Genomic DNA, 18559 nt, shown 5'->3' with positions numbered 1-18559 from the left:
CCAACCACGCTCAGCATATTCCGGGCTCCTGCCGATGGGGGTTCAGCGCATTGCGGAAGAGCCGAACGTGAGCAACTTGATGAGGGTTTCAGGGCCCGCGTTAAAAACGTACGCGCGCGCGCCGGTCTGCGGCGAGAATCCGACCTTCTCCGCCTCCCCCATCAGCGTGTCGGGGAGTGGGCTGGAGATGTCGAAAAGGAAGTTGGCGTATTTGTCGGGCAACTGCGTGGGCGAGTGGGGCAGGCGGGCCTCCACGGAGTGCTTGCTGGAGATGTGCGCGTTAAACAGCAGCAGGTTGCCGTCGCTGGTGCGCAGTTGCATGAGCCGCCTCGCCTGCGCCCGCGCGGCGTCCATATCGTTCGGCTCGCCGTCGGTGATGTTGATCACCACCGGGGGAAAGGAGTCCGGGTGCGCCGGGATCCATGACTTGAGCAGTAGATCGTGCGCAACGCCGAACGCCTCGGCCATCGGCGTGCCGTTCTCGGAGACCGGATCTACCCACACTGGCATCTCGATTTGGATCTCCACCAGCCCGCCGGCCCCGTCGCCGATCTTTTTCTGCAGTTGCTCCACCCGCTTGGGCTGGGCCGCTAACTCCGAAATCATCCCTGCAGCAATGGGCACTACGCGCGCACCGTAGCCGATCACGCCCACCATGCATCGATCCTTGATGTACTCGCCTGCCTGGCTAGCTTCCTGGATCTCGTATATCACCCGGTTAACCGCGAGGGCGGCCGCCGCCGACTTCGGCCCATGCCCCTGGAAATCATCACTCATGGAGCCAGACTGATCCACAAGTAATAGAATCACACCGGGATTGTTGGCACCAATCTTCTGGGTGTACGCCATTCGTGGGCTCCATCGGTAAAAAAGGGATGAACGATGAAGATGCGGCCTAACAGAAACCTGACCCGGACAGATAAGGGTATGCAGACGGCCATGCCTTGTCGCTACAACTCCGGGTGGCGGATCGCCGAAGGACAGCTCGGTCCCTCGATAATATGTGGCCGGTATAGTTACGTCACAAGACTCTTGCACGAGCGCTGATTGTACTAATTGGCATTCGCAGCGAGAATGAGCCGTCGGTGGTGGGCCATTCGGTGTTGTGAGTGAGCAGCAGGAAGGAAATTTCATCAAGAGTCGAATACAGGTGCGTTACCCTCAGCCGTGCGTACGTTCGCTAACTAAATTGCGCAGGCACGGGTATGACCTTGTGATCATCCGCACCATCGGCTGGTCCGCAGCGGCAGGTATGTGCTTGGTGGAGACGCTGGATGGGGAGTTCCCCAACCTTTTTGATGATAAATTCGTGGAAATGCGGGATGCGCGCCGAGGCGAAGCGAACGGATTCGTTTCGCCCCGCCGTTTCGATTTATCACCCTCTACGTCGCCGCTCTCTGCAGGCCCTCGTCCCGCCCCGGCATTCCCTTTCCCCAACGAGTTGTCCATAATCAACGTTCGCAACGCCTCGGCGGCATCCCCGCCAGGGTGCAGCCATCCGCCGCTGCCCCCGCGCGCCGCGCCGTCATCGCCTGCGGATCGGCTCCAGCAGGCCCGTGTACGTCGGGCGCACATAAATTACCAGCCCACGTAAAGAACTGATGCGTGCCTTTGCAGTAACACAGCAACAAATGCAGGCGATCACCCAAGCCGGAAACACGCCTTGCCCGGTGACGAAGTGGGATATCGTCTTTCGACTCCAGAGGGAGCAGTGGTCGAAGATCACACTGCGTGATTTCGCTTGGCTGTACAACGATGCGAGATCCAGAGCGGCAGTCTGTGAGGTGCTCGGAGCACAGATCTCGAAGGAAGAGGTCGCGGAACTGTTGACAGATCATGATCACCAAATCCGTGAGTTCGCTCTATTGCTACTACCACACTGCCTAGTCTTGCGAGTCCATCCCGGAGATTCGCCAGACAAGCTTCCCGAGGACAAGCTGCAGCTAAGCATCCGATAGATGTCAGTTCTAATACCTTGCCAAGATGCGGCGGGGCACGCGGATGTACTTTGAACTCGGCGGCTGCGCAAACTGAAGTCAGCGTATCTTCGACACCCGCGTGAACGCGTCGTTTGAGGGGCGTCCTACCGCCGCCGGCAGAGGAACCAGCGAACTGCGGGGCAATGTTCTACCTGAGTGCGCGCAGGGTTAGGCTCAAAAGCACCGACTGCTCAGCGAGTTGCGACAGCCTCCGGCCGGGCCCTAACGCATGGCGCCGGGCGCTTGCCGGTGAGCGTGGACGCGCCGCCACCAAGTCGGGCGGGGTGCATTCGAACACGATGCGCCCGCCGTAGTGGCCCGCGCTTGGGTCAAAGTCGATGATCCACTAGGGCGTCGCGCATCACGGCTCGAACCACGATCACCGACTACCGGCATCGACAGACACAGTCCAGCAACGGGTACCTGCCGCCTGGCCCCGGACTCGAACAGGATTCGACGTACCTCGGGCCGTTGCCTGAGGTTGCGCAGGAGTATCGATCAGAAGACTGCTCTGGGCTCAGCGGGCGGCGAGGACGGCGGGGAGGGCGGCGAGAATGCGGCCGGCGTCGGCGGGGGGAAGGGGTCGGGAGAAGAGAAAGCCCTGGCCCAGGCGGCAGCCCATGCGGTGCAGCGCGCGGGCGTCCTCGTCCGTCTCCACCCCCTCCGCCACGGTGTCGAGCCGCAGCGAGTCGCTGAGCGAGATCACCGTCTGGATCACCGCCTGCAGGGCGGGATCGGTGTGCATCTGGTGCACGAACGAGCGGTCGATCTTGAGCGTGTCCAGCGGCAGCCGGTGCAGGTAGGCCAGCGACGAGTACCCCGTCCCGAAGTCGTCCAGCGCCATCCGGATCCCCGACTCGCGCAGCCGCTGCAGCACCTGGGTGACGGTGGCGGGGTCGTCCATGATCACGCTTTCCGTGATCTCCAGCCGCAGCCGGTCGGGCGGAAAGCCCGTTTCGGCCAGCACGCCGTGGATCTCCTGCACCAGCTGCGGGTGCAGGAACTGCCGGCTGCTCAGGTTCACGCTCAGCCACAGCCGGTGCGCCTCGGGGTACGCGCCTCGCCACTCCCGCATCTGCCGGCACCCCTCGCGCAGCGCCCAGCCGCCCACGGGCATGATCATCCCCGTCTGCTCGGCCAGCGGGATGAACTCCTCGGGCCCGATCAGGCCGCGCCCGGGATGCTGCCAGCGCAGGAGCGCCTCGAACCCCACCAGCTCGCGCGACTCCATCACCACGATGGGCTGAAAGTGCAGCCGCAGCTCCCCGTTCTCCACCGCCTCGCGGAGCTGGCTCTCCAGCTCGAGCTGCGACAGCGAGTGCGCGTGCAGCTCCGCGTCGGCGATCTCCACCCGCGCCCGCCCGCGGGCCTTGGCGCGGTACATCGCCGCGTCGGCGTCGCGCAGCACGTCTACGGGACGCGAAAACCCGGTGGAGCTGATGGCGATCCCCAGGCTGGCCGTCACCAGCAGCTGCTGGCCGGCCACCTCGAAGGGCGCCTGCAGCTCGTGCTGCACCCGCTGCGCGGCCACGGCCGGGTTGTCGGTGTCTTCCAGCAGCAGCGCGAACTCGTCGCCGCCCAGCCGGCCCACGCTGTCTCCCGCGCGCAGGCAGCGCAGCAGCCGCCCGGCCACCTCCTGCAGCACCCGGTCCGCCGCCAGGTGGCCCACGCGGTCGTTGATGACCTTGAAGCGGTCCAGGTCCAGGAAGATGACGGCAAACTGGCGCTCCGGATGGCGGTGCGTGTGGGCGATGGCCCGCTCCAGCCGGTCCAGGAAGAGCGCGCGGTTGGGCAGCCCCGTCAGCGAATCGTGCAGGGCGTCGTGCAGCAGCTGCTCCTCGAAGTGCTTGCGCTGGCTGATGTCGGTCTGCGACCCCGCCATCCGCACGATGGCGCCGCGCGAGTCCGTCACCCACACGCCGCGCACCAGCACCCACCTCCAGCCGCCGTCGCTGTGCCGCACCCGGTGCTCGCTCTCGAACAGGCCGCCGGCCCCCTGGCCGCGGCGAAAGAGGTCGGCGTCCACCCGCGCGCGGTCGTCGGGATGGATGCGGTCGAACCACCCCGCCGGGTCGGAGCCGATCTCGCCGTCCGCGCACCCCACGATCTCCTTCCAGCGCGGGGACAGGTACAGCGCGCCGCGGCGCAGGTCCCAATCCCACAGGCCGTCGTGCGCCCCCTGCGCCGCCAGGGCGTAGCGCTCCTCGCTGGCGGCGATCTCGCGCTCGGCCCGCAGCCGGTTGCGGACGACGATGTAGAACAGCACCAGGATCACCACCAGGTAGCTGCCGAAGAGCAGCGGGCTCACCCGCGGCTCGGGGATGCGCGCGGCCGCCACCGCCACCCCCGCCATGGTCGCCGCGCCGTAGGCCGCCAGCGCGCGGGTGCTGCGAAGGACGGCGCTGATGATGGCGGCGATGACCACCAGCCCCAGCGCGTACTCCGGCGCGAAGTCGTTCATCCCCAGCAGCACCACCACCCACGCCGTGATGACGCCGAACAGGGTGTAGACGGCGGGAATGAACCCGGGCCGCCCCGGGACGAACGACATCCCCGCCACCACCAGGCACACCCCGGCGACGCCGAAGCGGTAGCTCCAGGGGTCGTGCGCGTGCGGCAGCACCACGCGGTACACGTATCCGAACCCGACCACCGCCACCGCCCCCAGGATGGCCAGCCAGCGCACCGTCAGCACGTCCTTTTCGGGAAGCTGCGCGCGCCGGCGTTCCGCGCCCGACGGCTGGTCGGCGCCGTTCACGGGAACCAGGGGGCCCTCACGGCGGCAGGCGGCACCAGCGCCGCCGGCAGGCCCGATCGCTCGAATATGGCGGTGGAGAAGGACCCGGCGCAGGCGTTCGCCAGGAGACGGCCGTCGCTCCCGTTCACCTGCACCACGAGGGGCTGGGGGAGCATGGCGTGGATGGTGGTGGTTACGCCGGCGCGCGAGAGCACGTGATGGCGGGGGGTCCCTTCGGCGGGTTCCCGTCCAGGCCCGGGTTCGGGATCCGGACGCGGGAAAGATGCAGGGAACGAGCCTGCTACGGAAGAGCACTGGGCTGGATCATCCTCGATGACGATCTCCGGGCTCTCCATGCTGGCGGCATTGTCCGCGGACACGTGCATCATCACCCGCCGCGGCGGTACCCTTCACGAGGTCGTCGGGGCCGAGGTGAGATCGTTGCCAGTCCGGCTCGGCTGGCGCGCACGCAGAACGATCTCACGGAGCAGGCGGCGCCCACCGCAAACAATGGCGGATTCAGGGGCGTGCTACTTGCGAGATTCCGGCGCATCCCGCCTGCCCGGAGGGTCGGCCGCGGCGGTCTGTCGTTCACCCTGAATGCGAGCGCGTGATCATGACCATGCCCGACATCAACTACGACATCCTTCGGCGCGTCGCCGAAACCGCCAGTGCCTACCGGTACAAGGACATCTGGATCACGGTGGGGCCGGAGGACGGGCAACTGGTGATCAGGGTGCACGATGCGAAGCCGACGTGTGAAGATTGTGCAATCTTCCCCATTGCAAAGGTGGACTACGGCTCGTCGCCGTCCGTGGAGGTCGCGACCATCGGCAGCGAGTCGAACCCGGTGGACCTGCTGAACCTGGAGGTCCCGGCGGGGCAGATGATTCCCGCCGGGACGTACGCGGCGGATGCCGTGTTCTGGAGCCAGTCGGCGGTGGAGAAGTTCATGATCCCCTACTACGCCTCCGTGTACGGCGACCAGGCAGACGTCGTCGTCCAGACACTGCTGACCGTGCTCAAGCCTGCCGCGCAAGACGGATCGGAGCCCGATCCGGCCTTCGCGATCGCTCACCTGCCGGGTTCGGAGTACGTGACGCTGGCGAATGAAGGCCTGCCACACCTGTTCCTGATCCGGCAGAGCGGGCGCGTGGAGGGCGCGGCCAAGCGGTGAGCGGCGGCAGCTACGGGCGCCTGCCGACCGCGGCCGCCACCGGATCGCGGGCCAGGTACGGCGCCAGCGCGGGGCGGCCGCGCTCCACCCGCCGAAGCAGGCCGCGGGCGCCGGCCGTGTCGCCGAGCATCAGGCGTACCCACGCCTCGTCGTAGTCCAGCGAGAGCGCCAGGTCGGCGTTGCCCGCGACCTCCTTTCGCGCCCGCGCGACCACCGCGCGGGCGCTGTCTGCGTCCCCCGCCCGTGCCGACACGGCCGCCGCGGCCATCCTGCGGTACACCGGGCTGTACGGGCGGCGGAAGCGCCGCGCGGCGCCGGGCGGATCGAGCCGGTCCAGCTCCGCCACCAGCCGCCATGCGGCCGCCGCGTCCGGGGGACGTGAACGGTCGTAGCGCAGCAGCGAGAGCCGGCACTCCACGAACCGCCAGTCCGCCGGGAACTGCCGGGCTCCCTGCGCGCATTCGGCTCGTGCGCGCGCGTGGTCGCCCAGCGAAAGCGCGCTGAAGAACAGGCGGTACCGGATGTCTGCCGCGTCGTCCAGGTAGGCGTCCTCGAGCAGCGCCCGCCGCGCGGCCAGGTCGCTCTCGGCCAGCCGCCCGCGAACGCGAAGCACGAGGCTGAGGGTGGCCCACCCCCGCGCCAGCGACGGCCGCGCCTCGACGGCGGCGCGAAGGTCGTGCTCGGCCGCCTCCAGCCGAGCCCGCTGGACCGCCGTGTCGGGCGTTTCCAACGCCTGCCGGAACACCGCCGTGCCGCGCAGTTCGAGCGCCTCCGGGTCGGCCGCCCTCCGCGCCAGTACCCTCTCGGCGCGGCCGATCGCCGTGGCGTGCCGGCGCTCCAGCCCCACTCCCTGCCCCAGCTGGGCGCGCGCGAGATCGATCCACCCCCGCTCCACGGTGGGCCGGCTCCACCCCCGGTCGGCGGCCTCCGCCCGTTCCAGCAGCGAATCGGCCCGTGCGAGGAGGTCCAGGGCGCCCCGCACGTCCATTTCGTCACCGGAGCCGGCCACCAGCCCCGCGTCGTCCCGCAGCTGCCCGGCGCGTCGCACCAGGGCACGTGCCTCGGCGTTCCCGCCCTGCTCGGGGGCCCTTCGCCTGACTTCGGTTCCCACGCGCCGTCGCAGCGCGTTCGTGACCTCGACGGCCACGTCGCGCTGGAGTGCCACGGCGTCTCCGAGCGGCCGCCCCACCTCGACCGTTTCCAGGCGGCGCCCGGTGCCGGCATCGACCAGGCTGACGGAAACCCATACGCTGTCGCCGGAGCGCTGCAGCGTCCCCTCCACCACGCTTCCCACGCGCAGGTCGGCCACCAGGTCGGGGAACCTCGCCGTACGATTGCGATAGGGCTCCACCGCCGAGCGCGACTGCACCTCCAGCGCGGGCACGCGGCTCAGCTCCGCGATCAGCCGGTCGGTGATCCCGGTCGCCAGCGTCCGGAGCTCGCCGCCGGGGCTCAGGTCTTCGAGGGAGAGGACCGCCACCCGCCGCGGGTCGCCGGCTAGCTCTTCCTGCTCCGGGGCCATGGACTCGGGAGCCCGCAGGCCAGAGACGAGCACGCCGAGGAGCAGCCCCACGCCGGCGGCCGCGAGCCTGACGCGCGGGGGCGCGCTCCGCCACCGGGTGCGGACGGCCGGCGCGGATTCGCGACGGGGAGCCACGCCGGCCTCCGGCGCCGTGGGGCCGGGGCCCGGTGGAACGGGGGGGAGACCCGCGTCGCGCGGAGGCTCCGGCGCGTCGGGTGCGGCCACGTCCGTGGCGACCAGCTCCGGCTCGGGCGCGCGGGCGGGTGCATGGGGCGGTGCCGGCGCGGAAAGCCGCTCGACCAGCAGCTGCAGCGCTGGATCGGGCTCCGCCCCCAACTCCTGCCGCAGGAACACCGCGTGCGTCCGGGCAGCGCGAAGCGCCTCGGGACGCTCTCCCGCCGCGTCCAGCGCGGTGACGAGGCGGAGCGCCACTCGCGAATTGAAAGGGTCCTGGGCAGCGAGGCGCCGCCACCAGCCGACCGCGGAAACGGCATTCCCCGCGCCCTCGGCTTCTTCGGCCAGTCCCTCCAGCACCTGCCCGACCGCGCGCGCGAGGCGGTCCCGCTCGCTCTCCGTCCAGCGCTCGAACTCCGGCGCATCGGGCAGATAGAAGCCGTCCAGAAGCGGACCCCGATACAGGCGCGCCGCACCCTCGCCGTCTCCCGCCTCCAGCGCGTCCCCGAGCTCGGCCACGTCCGCGGCAACCACGTCGAGGTTCAGCGTCACGTCGCCCGCCGGTCCCGCTCCCACCACTTCCTCTCCCAGTTCCTTCCGCAGCACGTACAGCGACTCGGAAAGGTTGTGGCGAGCCGCATCCGGGGCGAGGTCGGGCCACAACAGCCCGAGCAACCGCTCGCGGCCCACGGGGCGCCCCCGCGCGACCGCGAGCACCGTCAGCAGGGCGATGCGCTTCTTGTGCGCGGCGCGTCCCTGCACGGGTCCCGCGGGTCCGGAAAGATAGGGGTCCCCGAGCGCCGTCAGCCGAAAGGGAGGAGGGGGCATCGATGATCACCCAGATAACGACTGAAAGCATGCGTGATGGTCCGGCGGAATCTGGGTGCGTGGCGGGAAGCGGGGCAAGCCCGCCCGTCCCCCACGACGACGGGATGGCCGCGGAAGCACGTCCCGAGCGACTTGTTGCGGTCGGCATCGCGAGCAACGGCGCGGAATGATCGCGGGATGATGGCGGGGTGACGGTGGAATGACGGCCGTCCGCCAAGCTTGATGCGGCGGCCGGGGAAACTCCTCGGCGCCGCTCACGTCATCAGAGGGAGAGAACCCATGTCAGCGCGCAGCGTGAAAGCCATTTTCGTCAACACCACCAACCTGGTGCTGACACTGAAGGCGACCGAACTGGTCCATGGCGAGTGGGCAACGCAGCCCCCCGGCACGATCGGTCCCAACTCGCAGGGCGAGTGGGAAGCACACAGCCACGGGACGCTCACCGGCGTCGAGGGAACCGTGGCGTACAACATCGGGCAGGGGCAGGGCCAGTCGGTCTCCACGTACTTCGACAATCCCTACATCGGTAGTAACGTGTTCACCGCAACGGTCACCCCGAACACGGCGTTCAGCTGCGCCGCCACGTCCGACGGCGGCAACGATGCCAAGGTCACGTACACACTCGCGGCCACCTGATTGCGGAGGATCGTCCAATGCCCGTCAACAGCGCACCCGTGGACGCGTTGGTCCACCTGCCGGAGGGCCACCTGGCGCCCGAGGCCATGCAGCAGTATTGCAACTCCTTCTCGCTGGGCCCGATCACCATCCAGTACTGCGTCGATTCCAGCGTTCCCCAGGTCACCTACAACGTGACGCTGCTCGGCGTCAACATCGGAAGCGGCGTCCTCAACGCGCAGCAGCCATCCGTGACGCTCGGGGGCTCGCTCGGGGGATTCAAGGCAGAGGTTACGCTGACCGCGGACTTCCAGGCGGAGCAGGTAACCTACGAGATTACCCTGTGCACCCCGTTCGGCGGCTGCAAGAACTACAGCGGCACCCTGTTTTCATGGTAAGACGGGGCGGGTGTGGCTGCCGTCGTGCAGCATTCACCTGAACCAAACCCGGGGCCGGCGGAGATTCTCCGCCGGCCCCGGGCGTGTGCGCCATCACCGCCTGGTGGTGCTCGTTGAGGACGGCCCGGCTGGCGGGATCCCCATCGGTGCCATGCACGCGGATTCCCTGCCCGTCCCGGATCAGCCGAGCCTGGCCAGCACGGCACCGATGTAAATGGACAGGGCGCAGGGGAGATCATCCCCCGCGCCCCTTGTGTTCGCTTGACGCACGCCCCGCGCTGGCCGCTACATTCTCCGCGCACCGCCACCCGTCCAGGCGGGGCTTCACTCATCCTCATTCCGCGGAGAGGCTCATGGCGATCGTGGTTCGCCCGGCGACCGTGTTCGAGGACGTCGCGACGATGGTGGGGCCGAAGCGGCCGGACGCCGACGTCTGCTGGTGCCTGAGCTACCGCATTCCGTCGAAGGAGAACGTCGCGCTGAAGGGCCCCGCGCGCGGCGAGCGGGTCGCCGCGCTCATGGAGCAGGGGCCCATCGGCGTGCTGGCCTACGATGGGGACGAGGTCGTCGGGTGGGCGGCGGTCGCGCCGCGCCGCGAGACGACCTTCGCGAACAGCCGCACGATCCCCCATGTCGGCGGCGCGGACGCCGACGTGTGGGCCGTCTGGTGCATCCGCGTCCGCCCAGGGCACCGGGGGCGCGGAATCTCCCATCCCCTGCTGCAGGGTGCCGTCGAGTTCGCGCGGTCGCGGGGGGCGGCCGCCATCGAGGGATACCCCGTCGACAACCAGGGCGCGAAGGTCGACCTCACTATGGCGTACGTCGGCACGCGCGCCCTGTTCGAGAAGGTGGGGTTCCAGAAGGTGAGCGACACCACGTCCGTGCTCAACGGCTTCCCCCGGGTGCTGATGCGTCGGGAGTTGCGCTGACGAATGCCCTCCGGGAGATGCGTCCCGTACGCGGCTATGGGTTCCGCAGGATCTTCTCCATCGCTTTGCCCTTCGCCAACTCGTCGATCAGCTTGTCGAGGTAGCGGATTTCCCGCATGGTCGGCTCTTCGATGTCTTCCACCCGGACACCGCAAACGACACCCTTGATCGAGGCCCGCGCGGGATTCATCCGCGGAGCTTCCGCGAAGAAGGTTTCGAAGTCCGTGCGTTCTGCCAGCTGCGCCTCGAACGCATCCTGGCTGTACCCCGTCAGCCAGCGGATGATTTCATCGACCTCCGGCTTGGTACGTCCTTTCTTCTCCGCCTTCGCGACGTAGTGGGGGTAGACGCTGGCGACGCTCGTCGTAAAGATGCGGTGTTTGGCCATCATCCCCCCTGTTTCCGAGGTATTCCGTCCAGCACCTCCGCGACCGTCCGCACTGCCCGGTCATGCCGGGCGCGGGTAGAGGATGGTCCACAGGGTGCCGAACCGGTCGCGGAGCTGCGCGAATCGTGGAGCGAAGAACGTCTCGCCGAGGGGCATGCTGACCTGTCCGCCCTCCGCGAGCGCCGCGTAGGCGCGCTCCGCGAGCTCGATGGAATCGAGCGAAAGATACAGGTAAGAACTGCGTACGGGCTGGAAATGCTCGGGCGGCACGTCGTTCCCGATGAGCTCGACGCCGGCGACGCTCAGGCGCGCGTGGATCACCGCGTCACGCGAGCCCGGCGGGCCGGGAATGTGGGCGGGAAGGTCGCGCACCCTGATCATCGCCGTGATCCGCCCGTCGAGGTGCTCCTCGTAAAAGCGGAACGCCTCCTCGCAGTTTCCCCCGAAGTTCAGGTGCGTATACAGCTTCATGTGGGCTGCATCCTGGTGAATTGCCATCGTGGAAGACGATCGTGAGCACCACCCGGTCCCGGCAAGCTTCGATCCCCACGCCGCCGCGGCGCTGCGGCAGGGCGTACGGGCGGGATTCGACGCCGGCTTCACCGAGGGCTTGGCCCCGGCGCCCGCGCCGCGTGCCCGCGTAGCCGGATAGCCACCGCTTCACGACAGTCCTCTGGAAAAGACCGCGTTCCGCTCCATCGCCACGGTGCGGAATCGAAGATCGGCCGAAGGGTTGACGACATACGGTTTGAGCCGTTTGTTACCCACTCCCTCCCCTTGGAGTTCGCGGCCTCGATCCCCCTTGCGCTGCCTTTCCGGCTGATGGAATCGACAACGCCGTCGTACGGTTTCGAAGGCTGGAGCACGTTCCAGCAGAAGGTGGAAAACGCAGTGCAGAGCGGGGAGTGCCGCGCCGGCAGCGTCATCGTCGTCGATCCCGCCCTGCAGGCCGCCGACCTCTTCTTCGTCGGGCGGTTCCTTTCCCTGGAATCCATGCTCCGCCGGTCGCAGGTGAAGCTGCGGCTGGCAGCGGAGTCCCCCGCCGCGCAGCGGTTCGATGCGCTGCACCTCGGGGCGTTCTGCGCACCCCGTGCGGACGCGACGGACGGCGGAGCCCCCTCCGCGCCGGGCGTGAACGGCGGTGCGGAACGAGAGCCCGCACCCGACCGCACGTGGACGTGCATCCTCCCCGTCCCGCCCATCGACCCGCATGCGCTGGGCGAGGGGGATTGCGCGGTGCGCACCAGCCGCGTGCTGGAGAACGTGTCCGACCAGATGGTCAGCCGGCTGCGGGAGCTGGGCGTGAACGTGGACGCGGCGGGAATCGAGCTCACGCAGGCGCTCTCCGGGATCGTGCGCGAGTTCGTCTGCAACGCGATCCAGCATAGCGGCAGCAGCGAACTGGTGCTCGCGGCGGCGCTGCAGGAGCCGCAGGGCGCGGGCACGCGCGACCGCCGCGGCTCGCGCGAGTACGAGTCGCGGCAGAGGCGGATGGAGTTCCTGGTGGCCGACTTCGGCCAGGGCCTGCTGCGCACCGTTCCCGAGGTTCGCGAGGCGGTACCCGGCGAGGTGCTGGAGGCGTACTGCAGCCCCGGGCCCTGGAACGTGGCGTGGGATGCGCTCAAGCACCAGGAAGGACACATTCTTTCAAACCTGTTCCTGGGCTCTTCGCTGCTGCGCCGGGGCCGCGCCGGGGAGGGGTTCTTCGAAGCCGGGCGGCGGCTCGCCTGGTTCGGGGGGCGGCTGCAGCTGGTCACCGGCCGGTCGGAGGTGCGGGTGCTGGGCGAGGGCGGCTCGTCGGTGGTGGTGCGCCAGCGCCGGAACATGCGCAGGTACCTTCCCGGCCTTTGCGTGAACGTGTCGCTGCCGCTGCGGCTGCCCTCCGCCCCGCGCCGGTCCGCGCATCGGCCCGTCGCGGCGGCCGCCGCGCCCCAAGCCATCCCGGCACCGCCCCCGCAGCCGGGGAGCCCGGAGAACGGCGGCGAGCCGGCCGCACCCGCGTGCCGGGTGCAGCCGTTCGGCTTTCTCCCGCCCTTCATCTTCACCCCCCTCTCCGATTCGGAGTCCCGGCGCCACAGCGAGTACGGCGCGCACTGGCTTCTGCAGGAGCTGCGCAGGGCGCACGCCGGCGATGCCGGGCACACGTTCCATTACCTGGACCTGAAGTTCTCCTCCACCCTGAACGTCCCCTTCCTGGACCACCTCATCCAGGAGCTCGCCCGGCTCTCCATCGATCCCCGCGCCGAGCGGCCCCGGGTGTTCGAGCGGATCTTCTTCGTCAACGTCCCGCGCGACGTCATCCACGGCCTCCGCTCCCGGAGCTGCGCGGGGACGCTCATGCTGCACGGGCAGTACTGCCTTCTGCTGGACGAGGCGTCCGAGCCGCACCTGATCGGGGTGCAGCGCATCCACCAGGGGCTGTCGGGCCCGGAGGAATGCCTCGAGCACCTCTACCGTGAGGGAAGCGCGAGCCGGGCCGAGCTCCGTGCCGTGCTCCGGGCCCATCCGCGCGCCCTCACGGTGCTCGACGACCTGCTGGGCGAGGAAACCTCCGGGATGTTCTACCGCTCGGGGAGCGGGACGGCCGCGCGATACGCGGCGTGGCCGGTGCGCGGCGCGCTGGAGGCCGCCCGGGCCCGGCACCTGAAGCACCTGCCCGGCTTTCGCGTGGCCCCCGGCGCGGGGATCAAGAGTCCGTCCGCGGACGACGGGGCGGAAGGCCGCCTCGCCCGTGTGGCGATCAAGCTGCGCAATGGAGCCTGCGTGGACTCGATCGTGGATTTCTGCCTGGTGTGGAGCCAGGACGACGTGCTCCTGGACTGCGCCATGCTCTTCCTGTCGCGCCGCGGCATTCCCGTCGCGGGAACGCTGATCGCCTTCATGAACAACGGCGACCGCCTGGCCGCCGCGATCCAGCGGGTGACCCGGGTGCCCCGCCTGCTGGTGCAGGCACCCGGGTTCGCCGCAGGCGCGGTTCCTTCCGACGTCCACGGCGACCTCGTCGTGGTGGTGGACGCCCTGTATCCGGGGGACGAGGAGCGCGGCTACGTCCACGACTTCGTCGACCGGATCGGCAAGGGACGGCAGGCCCGGGTCGCCGCCGTGTACGCCTTTCAGGACTACCGCGACCCCCCACCGAGCGAGGGCGAGGAGAGCGCGCCCGCGGAGCGGCCGTTCCTGGGGGTCCCCGTGAGGAGCGTGCCGGCGGCCTCCTTCCCCGACCACCCGCGGCGCGTCCGCCCCGACAGCCGCTGGCGCGTGGTGGAGAACCACGAGTTCTACCTCCTTTCCAAGCCCCGGCCGCACCTGGACGAAGGCGAGCGGCCGCCCGCCGTGGAACAGTACAGCGAGCACGACCGCGTCTGGCAGAGCTACCAGCCCAACGAGTACTCGCTGGGCTTCTGGCGCGACGTGGCGCAGACGCGGCTGCTGAGCCTGCAGCCGAACGACAAGCGGCACCTGACCTTCTACCAGTCCACCCCCCGCCTGATGCAGGACGAGCGGCTTCGCCGCGTCGCCATGGAGTACGTGGCGGGGGTGGTGCGCGAGCACCTGCACGGCCCGGTCGACATCATCCTGCACCCCTCCCACCCGGTGGCCTCGTTCGTGGCGCAGATGGTGGCCATGCACCTGGACCGCGTGCCCCTGACCCTGCCGCTCGCGCGCGGCCCCACCGGGGAGCAGGTGGTGCTCACCCCTCCCGACTACGACTACTACCGCAGCCGCATCACCGAGCGGCGCCGGTGGATGCGCCGCGACCGGCTTCACTGCCTGGTCGTGGACGACAGCGCCGTCAGCGGCGCCTCGCTCCTCACCATGCTGGGGATCGCCGCCAACCTGGACGTGACCACCCGCGACGTCCTGGTCCTGGTGAACCGCCTTCCCGCGGAGTTCACGGCGGCCATCGACGGCGCCGGGATCCAGGTCCACGCGCTGTATCGCCTGCACATGCCGCTGGGCTCGTGGGAGGCGGCACCCTCCAGGCTGCTGGAGGAGCTCGAGGCCGGGGTGCGGCGCGAGGCGGTGTCCTCCTTCGCGCTGCGCCGAAGCGAGCAGCCCTTCGCCACCGGCTGGGAGCTCGCGCGCTTCTGCCGCGGCGATCCGGAGGCGCGGGGGCTGGCCCTGGCGCAGGGAGGCCGCGGCGCGCCGAACCCGCACGCGGAGCGCGTGCTGCGCGAGCTGGTGCTGCGGCCGGGCGCACAGCTGGACCTGGAAACGCGCATCGCGGTGCTGTACAACTTTCTGCAGCCCCTGGTGCTGGCCGACTACTTCTGGGCGTGCATGGACGCCCTGCTGGACCGGGCGCTGGACGAACCGGGAGACACGCACGGGGTGCGGCTGCTGCGGACGTCGCTCTTCCTGGTGACCCATTCGCGCTACGTGGAGGTGTTTCGCACCTACCAGCGGCTGGAGCGGCTCTGCACCCGCGTCGTTTCGCTGGCCGTGGCGCGCGGCGCCTGGGCACCGCTGGCCGAGCTCGTGTCGGAGGCGCTCCTGCACCTGTCGGTGATCGGGTCGGCGCGGCTGCTGGAGGTGGGGCGCGGGGTGCTGACGGAGCTGGCGCCCCGGATGCTGGAGGACCGCGGGGAGGCGCCGCCCGGCCATGGGGCCGTGCGCACGCTGCTGGGGGCGTTCGCCTGGGGAATCAACCGCCTGTTCGCGGCCAAGGGCGACGTGCTCACCGACCACGACCCGTATACGGAAACCATACGCGACCTCGTCGGGGCACGGCCGCCGGAGGAGCGCGCCGAGCTGTGCATCCTGCTGCTCGACCTGCTGGAGCCCATGGTGCGCCCCGGGACCGCGCTCGCGCAGGTGCTGTGCGCGCGCCGGTGGGACGACCAGGACGCGTTCCTGCGCGACCTGGCGGCGGACGGGGGGAACGCGCTGATGAAGTACCTGCGCGAGGCCCCCGGGTACACCTGCACCCTCTCCACCCTCCTCGCGCTCTGCCGCGCAGACACCGTCCTGCTCTTCGCACGCAGCGGCGACGACGACGACTACGTGCTGCGGATGTTCTACACGCGCAGGAACCACCGCGGCGAAAACACCCTCACCGCCGAACACCTGCGCATGGACGGGCTTCCCCCGCGGCTGGTCTCGCGGATGCGGAACTCGCTCTTCTATCACGCGGACGGCGAGCGGGAGGCGGGCTTCCTGAACCGCTACCGGCTGCACTCCCGCCACGGCTGGGCGCTCGGCGGGCCCGTCGCGCCCGCGACACACCGGCCCCCCGCCGCGGACGGCCCGGCCCCGGAGCGGCGGTGGGCGGGGGTGGGCTACTACGTGGTGGTGGGATGCTGCGAGCCGCGCGACCGGGAAACGCAGTGCACCGCCTACACCTACTGGCTGCGGGCGGAGCGCCTGCTCCGCGACGTCCTTCCCGCCATTCACGCCCGCTACGTGGAATCGGGAACGGCGTGGAGCGTGGCCCTGCAGTCGCTCAGTCCGCTGCACAACATCCGCACCGACGTCTCGGCCTCGCCCGAGCTCAACTGGCGGCGCTACCTGCTCAAGCTGGCGCTTCACAGGCGCGACACGGGCGAGATGCTGCGCCGCGCGGTGCGGATGTCGGCGGAGCCGCTCTTCATGACCGACAAGCTGGCGGACCTGGTGACGGCGCTCTGCGTGGAGATGCGCACGGGGGTGGAGGACGTGCTGCGGGGGCCCTATCCCCCCCGGGTGGTTCCGCCCGATGCGTTCACCGGCAGCTGGCCGCTCACCGACACCTCGGCGGAGCGCCTCGCCGCGGGGCCGCCGGGATGCCGGTGGGTCGGAGGGCTGGATGGGGACGGGCCCACGTACTGCTCGCTCCACGTGGCGGTGCTGGAGTTCATCGCCCTGGAGTCGCTCATCAACGCGTTCACCTACTGCAACAAGGAGGTGCACATCACCCTGGGCGTGGAGCCCGCGCCGGAGCGCACCGCGAACGGGGAGCTCGCCCGGGCCGGGGGCCGGGCCACGGTGGTCCTCACCCTCCGCAACGACGCCCACCACGAGGCTCCTCCTCCCCCGCAGGCCGCGACCGGCCGCTCCGCCTGCGACACGGCCGCGTCGGCCGTGGGCGGCGAGTTCCGCTCCGCGCCGGACCCCGAGAAGCACGGATGGTGGAAGACCGAAGCCCGCATTCCCGCTTACCTCGTTCCTCCCGAACTGCGCAACCCGTTACATGACATCCTTCCGTACTCCTAGGCCCGTCCCCGTCCTCCTGATCGAGGACAACCCCGGCCACGTGGAGCAGATCCGCCGCGTGCTGGACGACGCGGGCTTCACGGTGGTGCACTTCGGCGCCTGGGACGAGGAGAAGCTGTACAACTACAAGGCGCTGAACCCCGACAGCCAGATCGTCGTCACCGACCTGCGGCTGAACACCGGGGTGCACGCCTCCGAGACGGAGGGGCTGGACCTGATCCGCGCACACCTGTGGCCGGTGGACCGCACCACCCTCTTCGTGGTCTACTCGCAGTACATGCCCGGCGAGGAACACCGCCGCAAGTTCGCCGTGGAGCCGTACTGGACGTTCGTGGCCAAGGACGTCGAGACCAAGGAGGGGCCGCTGCCGCCCGAATCGCTGGAAAAGCTGGCCGCGGCCGTGAAGGAATGCCGGCGCTACATTCTCCCCACGCTGGAGACCCCCGCCTACGACGCCCACGGCCCCACGTCGGTGCTGGAGGAGTACGTGCGCAAGCGGGCGCACTGCCACGAACAGCTGAACGCCGCGCGCGTCTCGATCAGGGCCTCGTGCGACCGGCTGGACGCGCTCGCCCGCGCCGCATCGTACTACAACCGTGCCGGCGCCGAGAGCGCGTTCATCGGCATCGGCGTCTACGGGTCGTGCGGGCGCATGGAGATGCGCCGGGATTCCGACATCGAGTGCAGCGTCTACTACTCGCCGGCCGAATCGGGTGTGGACGAGCGCCGCAAGCTGGCCGTGGCGTTCTGGAACCGGATCACGCGGTACATGCGCAGCGAGGACTGGGAGTTCGAGGGCGCGGAGCGGGTGGCCGGGAACCCGTCCGGGCTGCTGCTGGAGCGCCAGGCCACGGACGCCCTGGGGAACGGATACCAGGCCGTCTTCAATCGGACCCGCATTCTCGACAGCCGGCTGACGAAGGAGCCGCACGTCCGCAACCGGCACCTGCAGATCCTCACCGAGCTGCGTCCGGTGTTCAACCCCTCCTACATCGCCCAGCTCAAGGCGGAGCTGCTGCAACGGACCCTGGGAGTGATCCCGCAGACGGTGCGGCAGGTGGCGCAGAGCCAGTACTTCGTCGATCTCACCACGCAGTACCTGGCGGACGCGGGCCCCGGCCGCCTGCACGACTGGCACGACGGAAAGCGGACGGCCTACCGGGTGCTCAACATCCTGGCCCTGCGCCTGTGGCTGCTGGGCCGGGTACGTTTTGCCCCCAACATCGCGAATCCCGAGGACCTGTACGCGTTCTTCGACGAGATGTGCGACCCCGGCATCGTGAAGGTGTGCCGGTTCGCGGTGCAGTTCTTCAGGATGCCGGACGCCGCGGGCGAGAAGGTCCTGGAGGCTGCGATCGAGGCGCTGGTCGACGACTACGCCGAATTGCACACCCAGCTTTCCAGCGAGGCCGCCCCCGCGGACGACGAGGATCGCCCCATGAGCGACGGCCTGCGCAGGCAGGCCCGCTCGGCGGTGTCTTCGTTCCGCAAGGTGTTCGACACCCTGCAGACGACGGCCGCGTTCAAGGGGCTAGCCGCGACGCCGTCGGTGCGGTGGCTGTTCGCGACGGAGCAGGTGGAGGACCGCTTCGCGCAGGCATAGCAAAAGTATCGGGGGCA

At 69.6% G+C, this 18559-nt stretch carries 13 protein-coding genes; 7 read left to right on the top strand and 6 right to left on the bottom strand.

Going from position 1 to position 18559, the window contains the following annotated elements; genetic code table 11:
* Window positions 1–42: 42 nt before the first annotated feature.
* From VGB24_RS02510 to VGB24_RS02500, 3 genes are all read right to left on the bottom strand, one after another.
* Window positions 43–849, bottom strand: a complete 807-nt coding sequence (locus tag VGB24_RS02510; protein WP_331071377.1) for a vWA domain-containing protein — start codon at window positions 847–849, stop codon at window positions 43–45.
* Window positions 850–2496: 1647 nt separating this feature from the next.
* Window positions 2497–4737 (bottom strand): putative bifunctional diguanylate cyclase/phosphodiesterase, encoded by a 2241-nt coding sequence (locus tag VGB24_RS02505; RefSeq protein ID WP_331071376.1) that lies wholly within the window; start codon window positions 4735–4737, stop codon window positions 2497–2499.
* Window positions 4734–4931 carry a hypothetical protein gene (locus VGB24_RS02500; protein ID WP_331071375.1) on the bottom strand — a complete coding sequence of 66 codons (198 nt, stop codon included), beginning with the start codon at window positions 4929–4931 and terminating at the stop codon, window positions 4734–4736. Before VGB24_RS02500 ends, VGB24_RS02505 begins: the two co-directional genes overlap by 4 nt.
* Window positions 4932–5332: 401 nt before the next feature.
* Between VGB24_RS02500 and VGB24_RS02495 the strand changes: the two genes are divergently transcribed.
* The gene (locus VGB24_RS02495) at window positions 5333–5893 is read left to right on the top strand and encodes a hypothetical protein (protein WP_331071374.1); all 561 of its coding nucleotides are present in this window, start codon (window positions 5333–5335) and stop codon (window positions 5891–5893) included.
* 10 nt (window positions 5894–5903) lie between these two features.
* Here the strand turns inward: VGB24_RS02495 and VGB24_RS02490 are convergent, their stop codons facing one another.
* Complete coding sequence (locus tag VGB24_RS02490; RefSeq protein ID WP_331071373.1) at window positions 5904–8417, bottom strand: BTAD domain-containing putative transcriptional regulator; 2514 nt, start codon at window positions 8415–8417, stop codon at window positions 5904–5906.
* Between the two features lie 279 nt (window positions 8418–8696).
* On the opposite strand from VGB24_RS02490, the gene VGB24_RS02485 reads away from it, so the two are divergent.
* From VGB24_RS02485 to VGB24_RS02475, 3 genes are all read left to right on the top strand, one after another.
* Complete coding sequence (locus VGB24_RS02485; RefSeq protein WP_331071372.1) at window positions 8697–9053, top strand: hypothetical protein; 357 nt, start codon at window positions 8697–8699, stop codon at window positions 9051–9053.
* 17 nt (window positions 9054–9070) lie between these two features.
* On the top strand, window positions 9071–9430 hold the full coding sequence (locus VGB24_RS02480; protein ID WP_331071371.1) for a hypothetical protein: 360 nt from the start codon (window positions 9071–9073) through the stop codon (window positions 9428–9430).
* A 353-nt stretch (window positions 9431–9783) separates the two neighbouring features.
* Window positions 9784–10359, top strand: a complete 576-nt coding sequence (locus VGB24_RS02475) for a GNAT family N-acetyltransferase (RefSeq protein WP_331071370.1) — start codon at window positions 9784–9786, stop codon at window positions 10357–10359.
* A 34-nt stretch (window positions 10360–10393) separates the two neighbouring features.
* Here VGB24_RS02475 and VGB24_RS02470 read toward each other — a convergent pair whose 3' ends face one another.
* Window positions 10394–10747, bottom strand: a complete 354-nt coding sequence (locus VGB24_RS02470) for a DUF2200 domain-containing protein (RefSeq protein ID WP_349263885.1) — start codon at window positions 10745–10747, stop codon at window positions 10394–10396.
* 60 nt (window positions 10748–10807) lie between these two features.
* A complete protein-coding gene (locus VGB24_RS02465; RefSeq protein ID WP_331071368.1) occupies window positions 10808–11218 on the bottom strand; it encodes a VOC family protein in 411 nt (136 codons plus the stop codon).
* A gap of 28 nt (window positions 11219–11246) precedes the next feature.
* Between VGB24_RS02465 and VGB24_RS02460 the strand changes: the two genes are divergently transcribed.
* From VGB24_RS02460 to VGB24_RS02450, 3 genes are all read left to right on the top strand, one after another.
* Window positions 11247–11399, top strand: coding sequence for a hypothetical protein (locus tag VGB24_RS02460; RefSeq protein WP_331071367.1), 153 nt, complete (start codon window positions 11247–11249; stop codon window positions 11397–11399).
* A 170-nt stretch (window positions 11400–11569) separates the two neighbouring features.
* Window positions 11570–16939: a hypothetical protein gene (locus tag VGB24_RS02455; RefSeq protein ID WP_331071366.1), complete on the top strand. Its 5370-nt coding sequence runs from the start codon at window positions 11570–11572 to the stop codon at window positions 16937–16939.
* Window positions 16917–18542 (top strand): hypothetical protein, encoded by a 1626-nt coding sequence (locus VGB24_RS02450; RefSeq protein ID WP_331071365.1) that lies wholly within the window; start codon window positions 16917–16919, stop codon window positions 18540–18542. Before VGB24_RS02455 ends, VGB24_RS02450 begins: the two co-directional genes overlap by 23 nt.
* Window positions 18543–18559 lie beyond the last annotated feature (17 nt).

It is taken from the genome of Longimicrobium sp. (assembly GCF_036399935.1).
Classification (GTDB): domain Bacteria; phylum Gemmatimonadota; class Gemmatimonadetes; order Longimicrobiales; family Longimicrobiaceae; genus Longimicrobium.
Note: the sequence above shows the minus strand (reverse complement) of the source record. Positions and strands in the feature narration are given on the sequence as shown.

Excerpts from the sequence above, each read along its gene's own strand:
- VGB24_RS02510 (WP_331071377.1), bottom strand. The coding sequence starts at position 849 with ATGGCGTACACCCAGAAGATTGGTGCCAACAATCCCGGTGTGATTCTA.
- VGB24_RS02465 (WP_331071368.1), bottom strand. The coding sequence starts at position 11,218 with ATGAAGCTGTATACGCACCTGAACTTCGGGGGAAACTGCGAGGAGGCG.
- VGB24_RS02495 (WP_331071374.1), top strand. The coding sequence starts at position 5,333 with ATGACCATGCCCGACATCAACTACGACATCCTTCGGCGCGTCGCCGAA.
- VGB24_RS02455 (WP_331071366.1), top strand. The coding sequence starts at position 11,570 with ATGGAATCGACAACGCCGTCGTACGGTTTCGAAGGCTGGAGCACGTTC.
- VGB24_RS02470 (WP_349263885.1), bottom strand. The coding sequence starts at position 10,747 with ATGGCCAAACACCGCATCTTTACGACGAGCGTCGCCAGCGTCTACCCC.
- VGB24_RS02490 (WP_331071373.1), bottom strand. The coding sequence starts at position 8,417 with ATGCCCCCTCCTCCCTTTCGGCTGACGGCGCTCGGGGACCCCTATCTT.
- VGB24_RS02480 (WP_331071371.1), top strand. The coding sequence starts at position 9,071 with ATGCCCGTCAACAGCGCACCCGTGGACGCGTTGGTCCACCTGCCGGAG.
- VGB24_RS02475 (WP_331071370.1), top strand. The coding sequence starts at position 9,784 with ATGGCGATCGTGGTTCGCCCGGCGACCGTGTTCGAGGACGTCGCGACG.
- VGB24_RS02485 (WP_331071372.1), top strand. The coding sequence starts at position 8,697 with ATGTCAGCGCGCAGCGTGAAAGCCATTTTCGTCAACACCACCAACCTG.
- VGB24_RS02450 (WP_331071365.1), top strand. The coding sequence starts at position 16,917 with ATGACATCCTTCCGTACTCCTAGGCCCGTCCCCGTCCTCCTGATCGAG.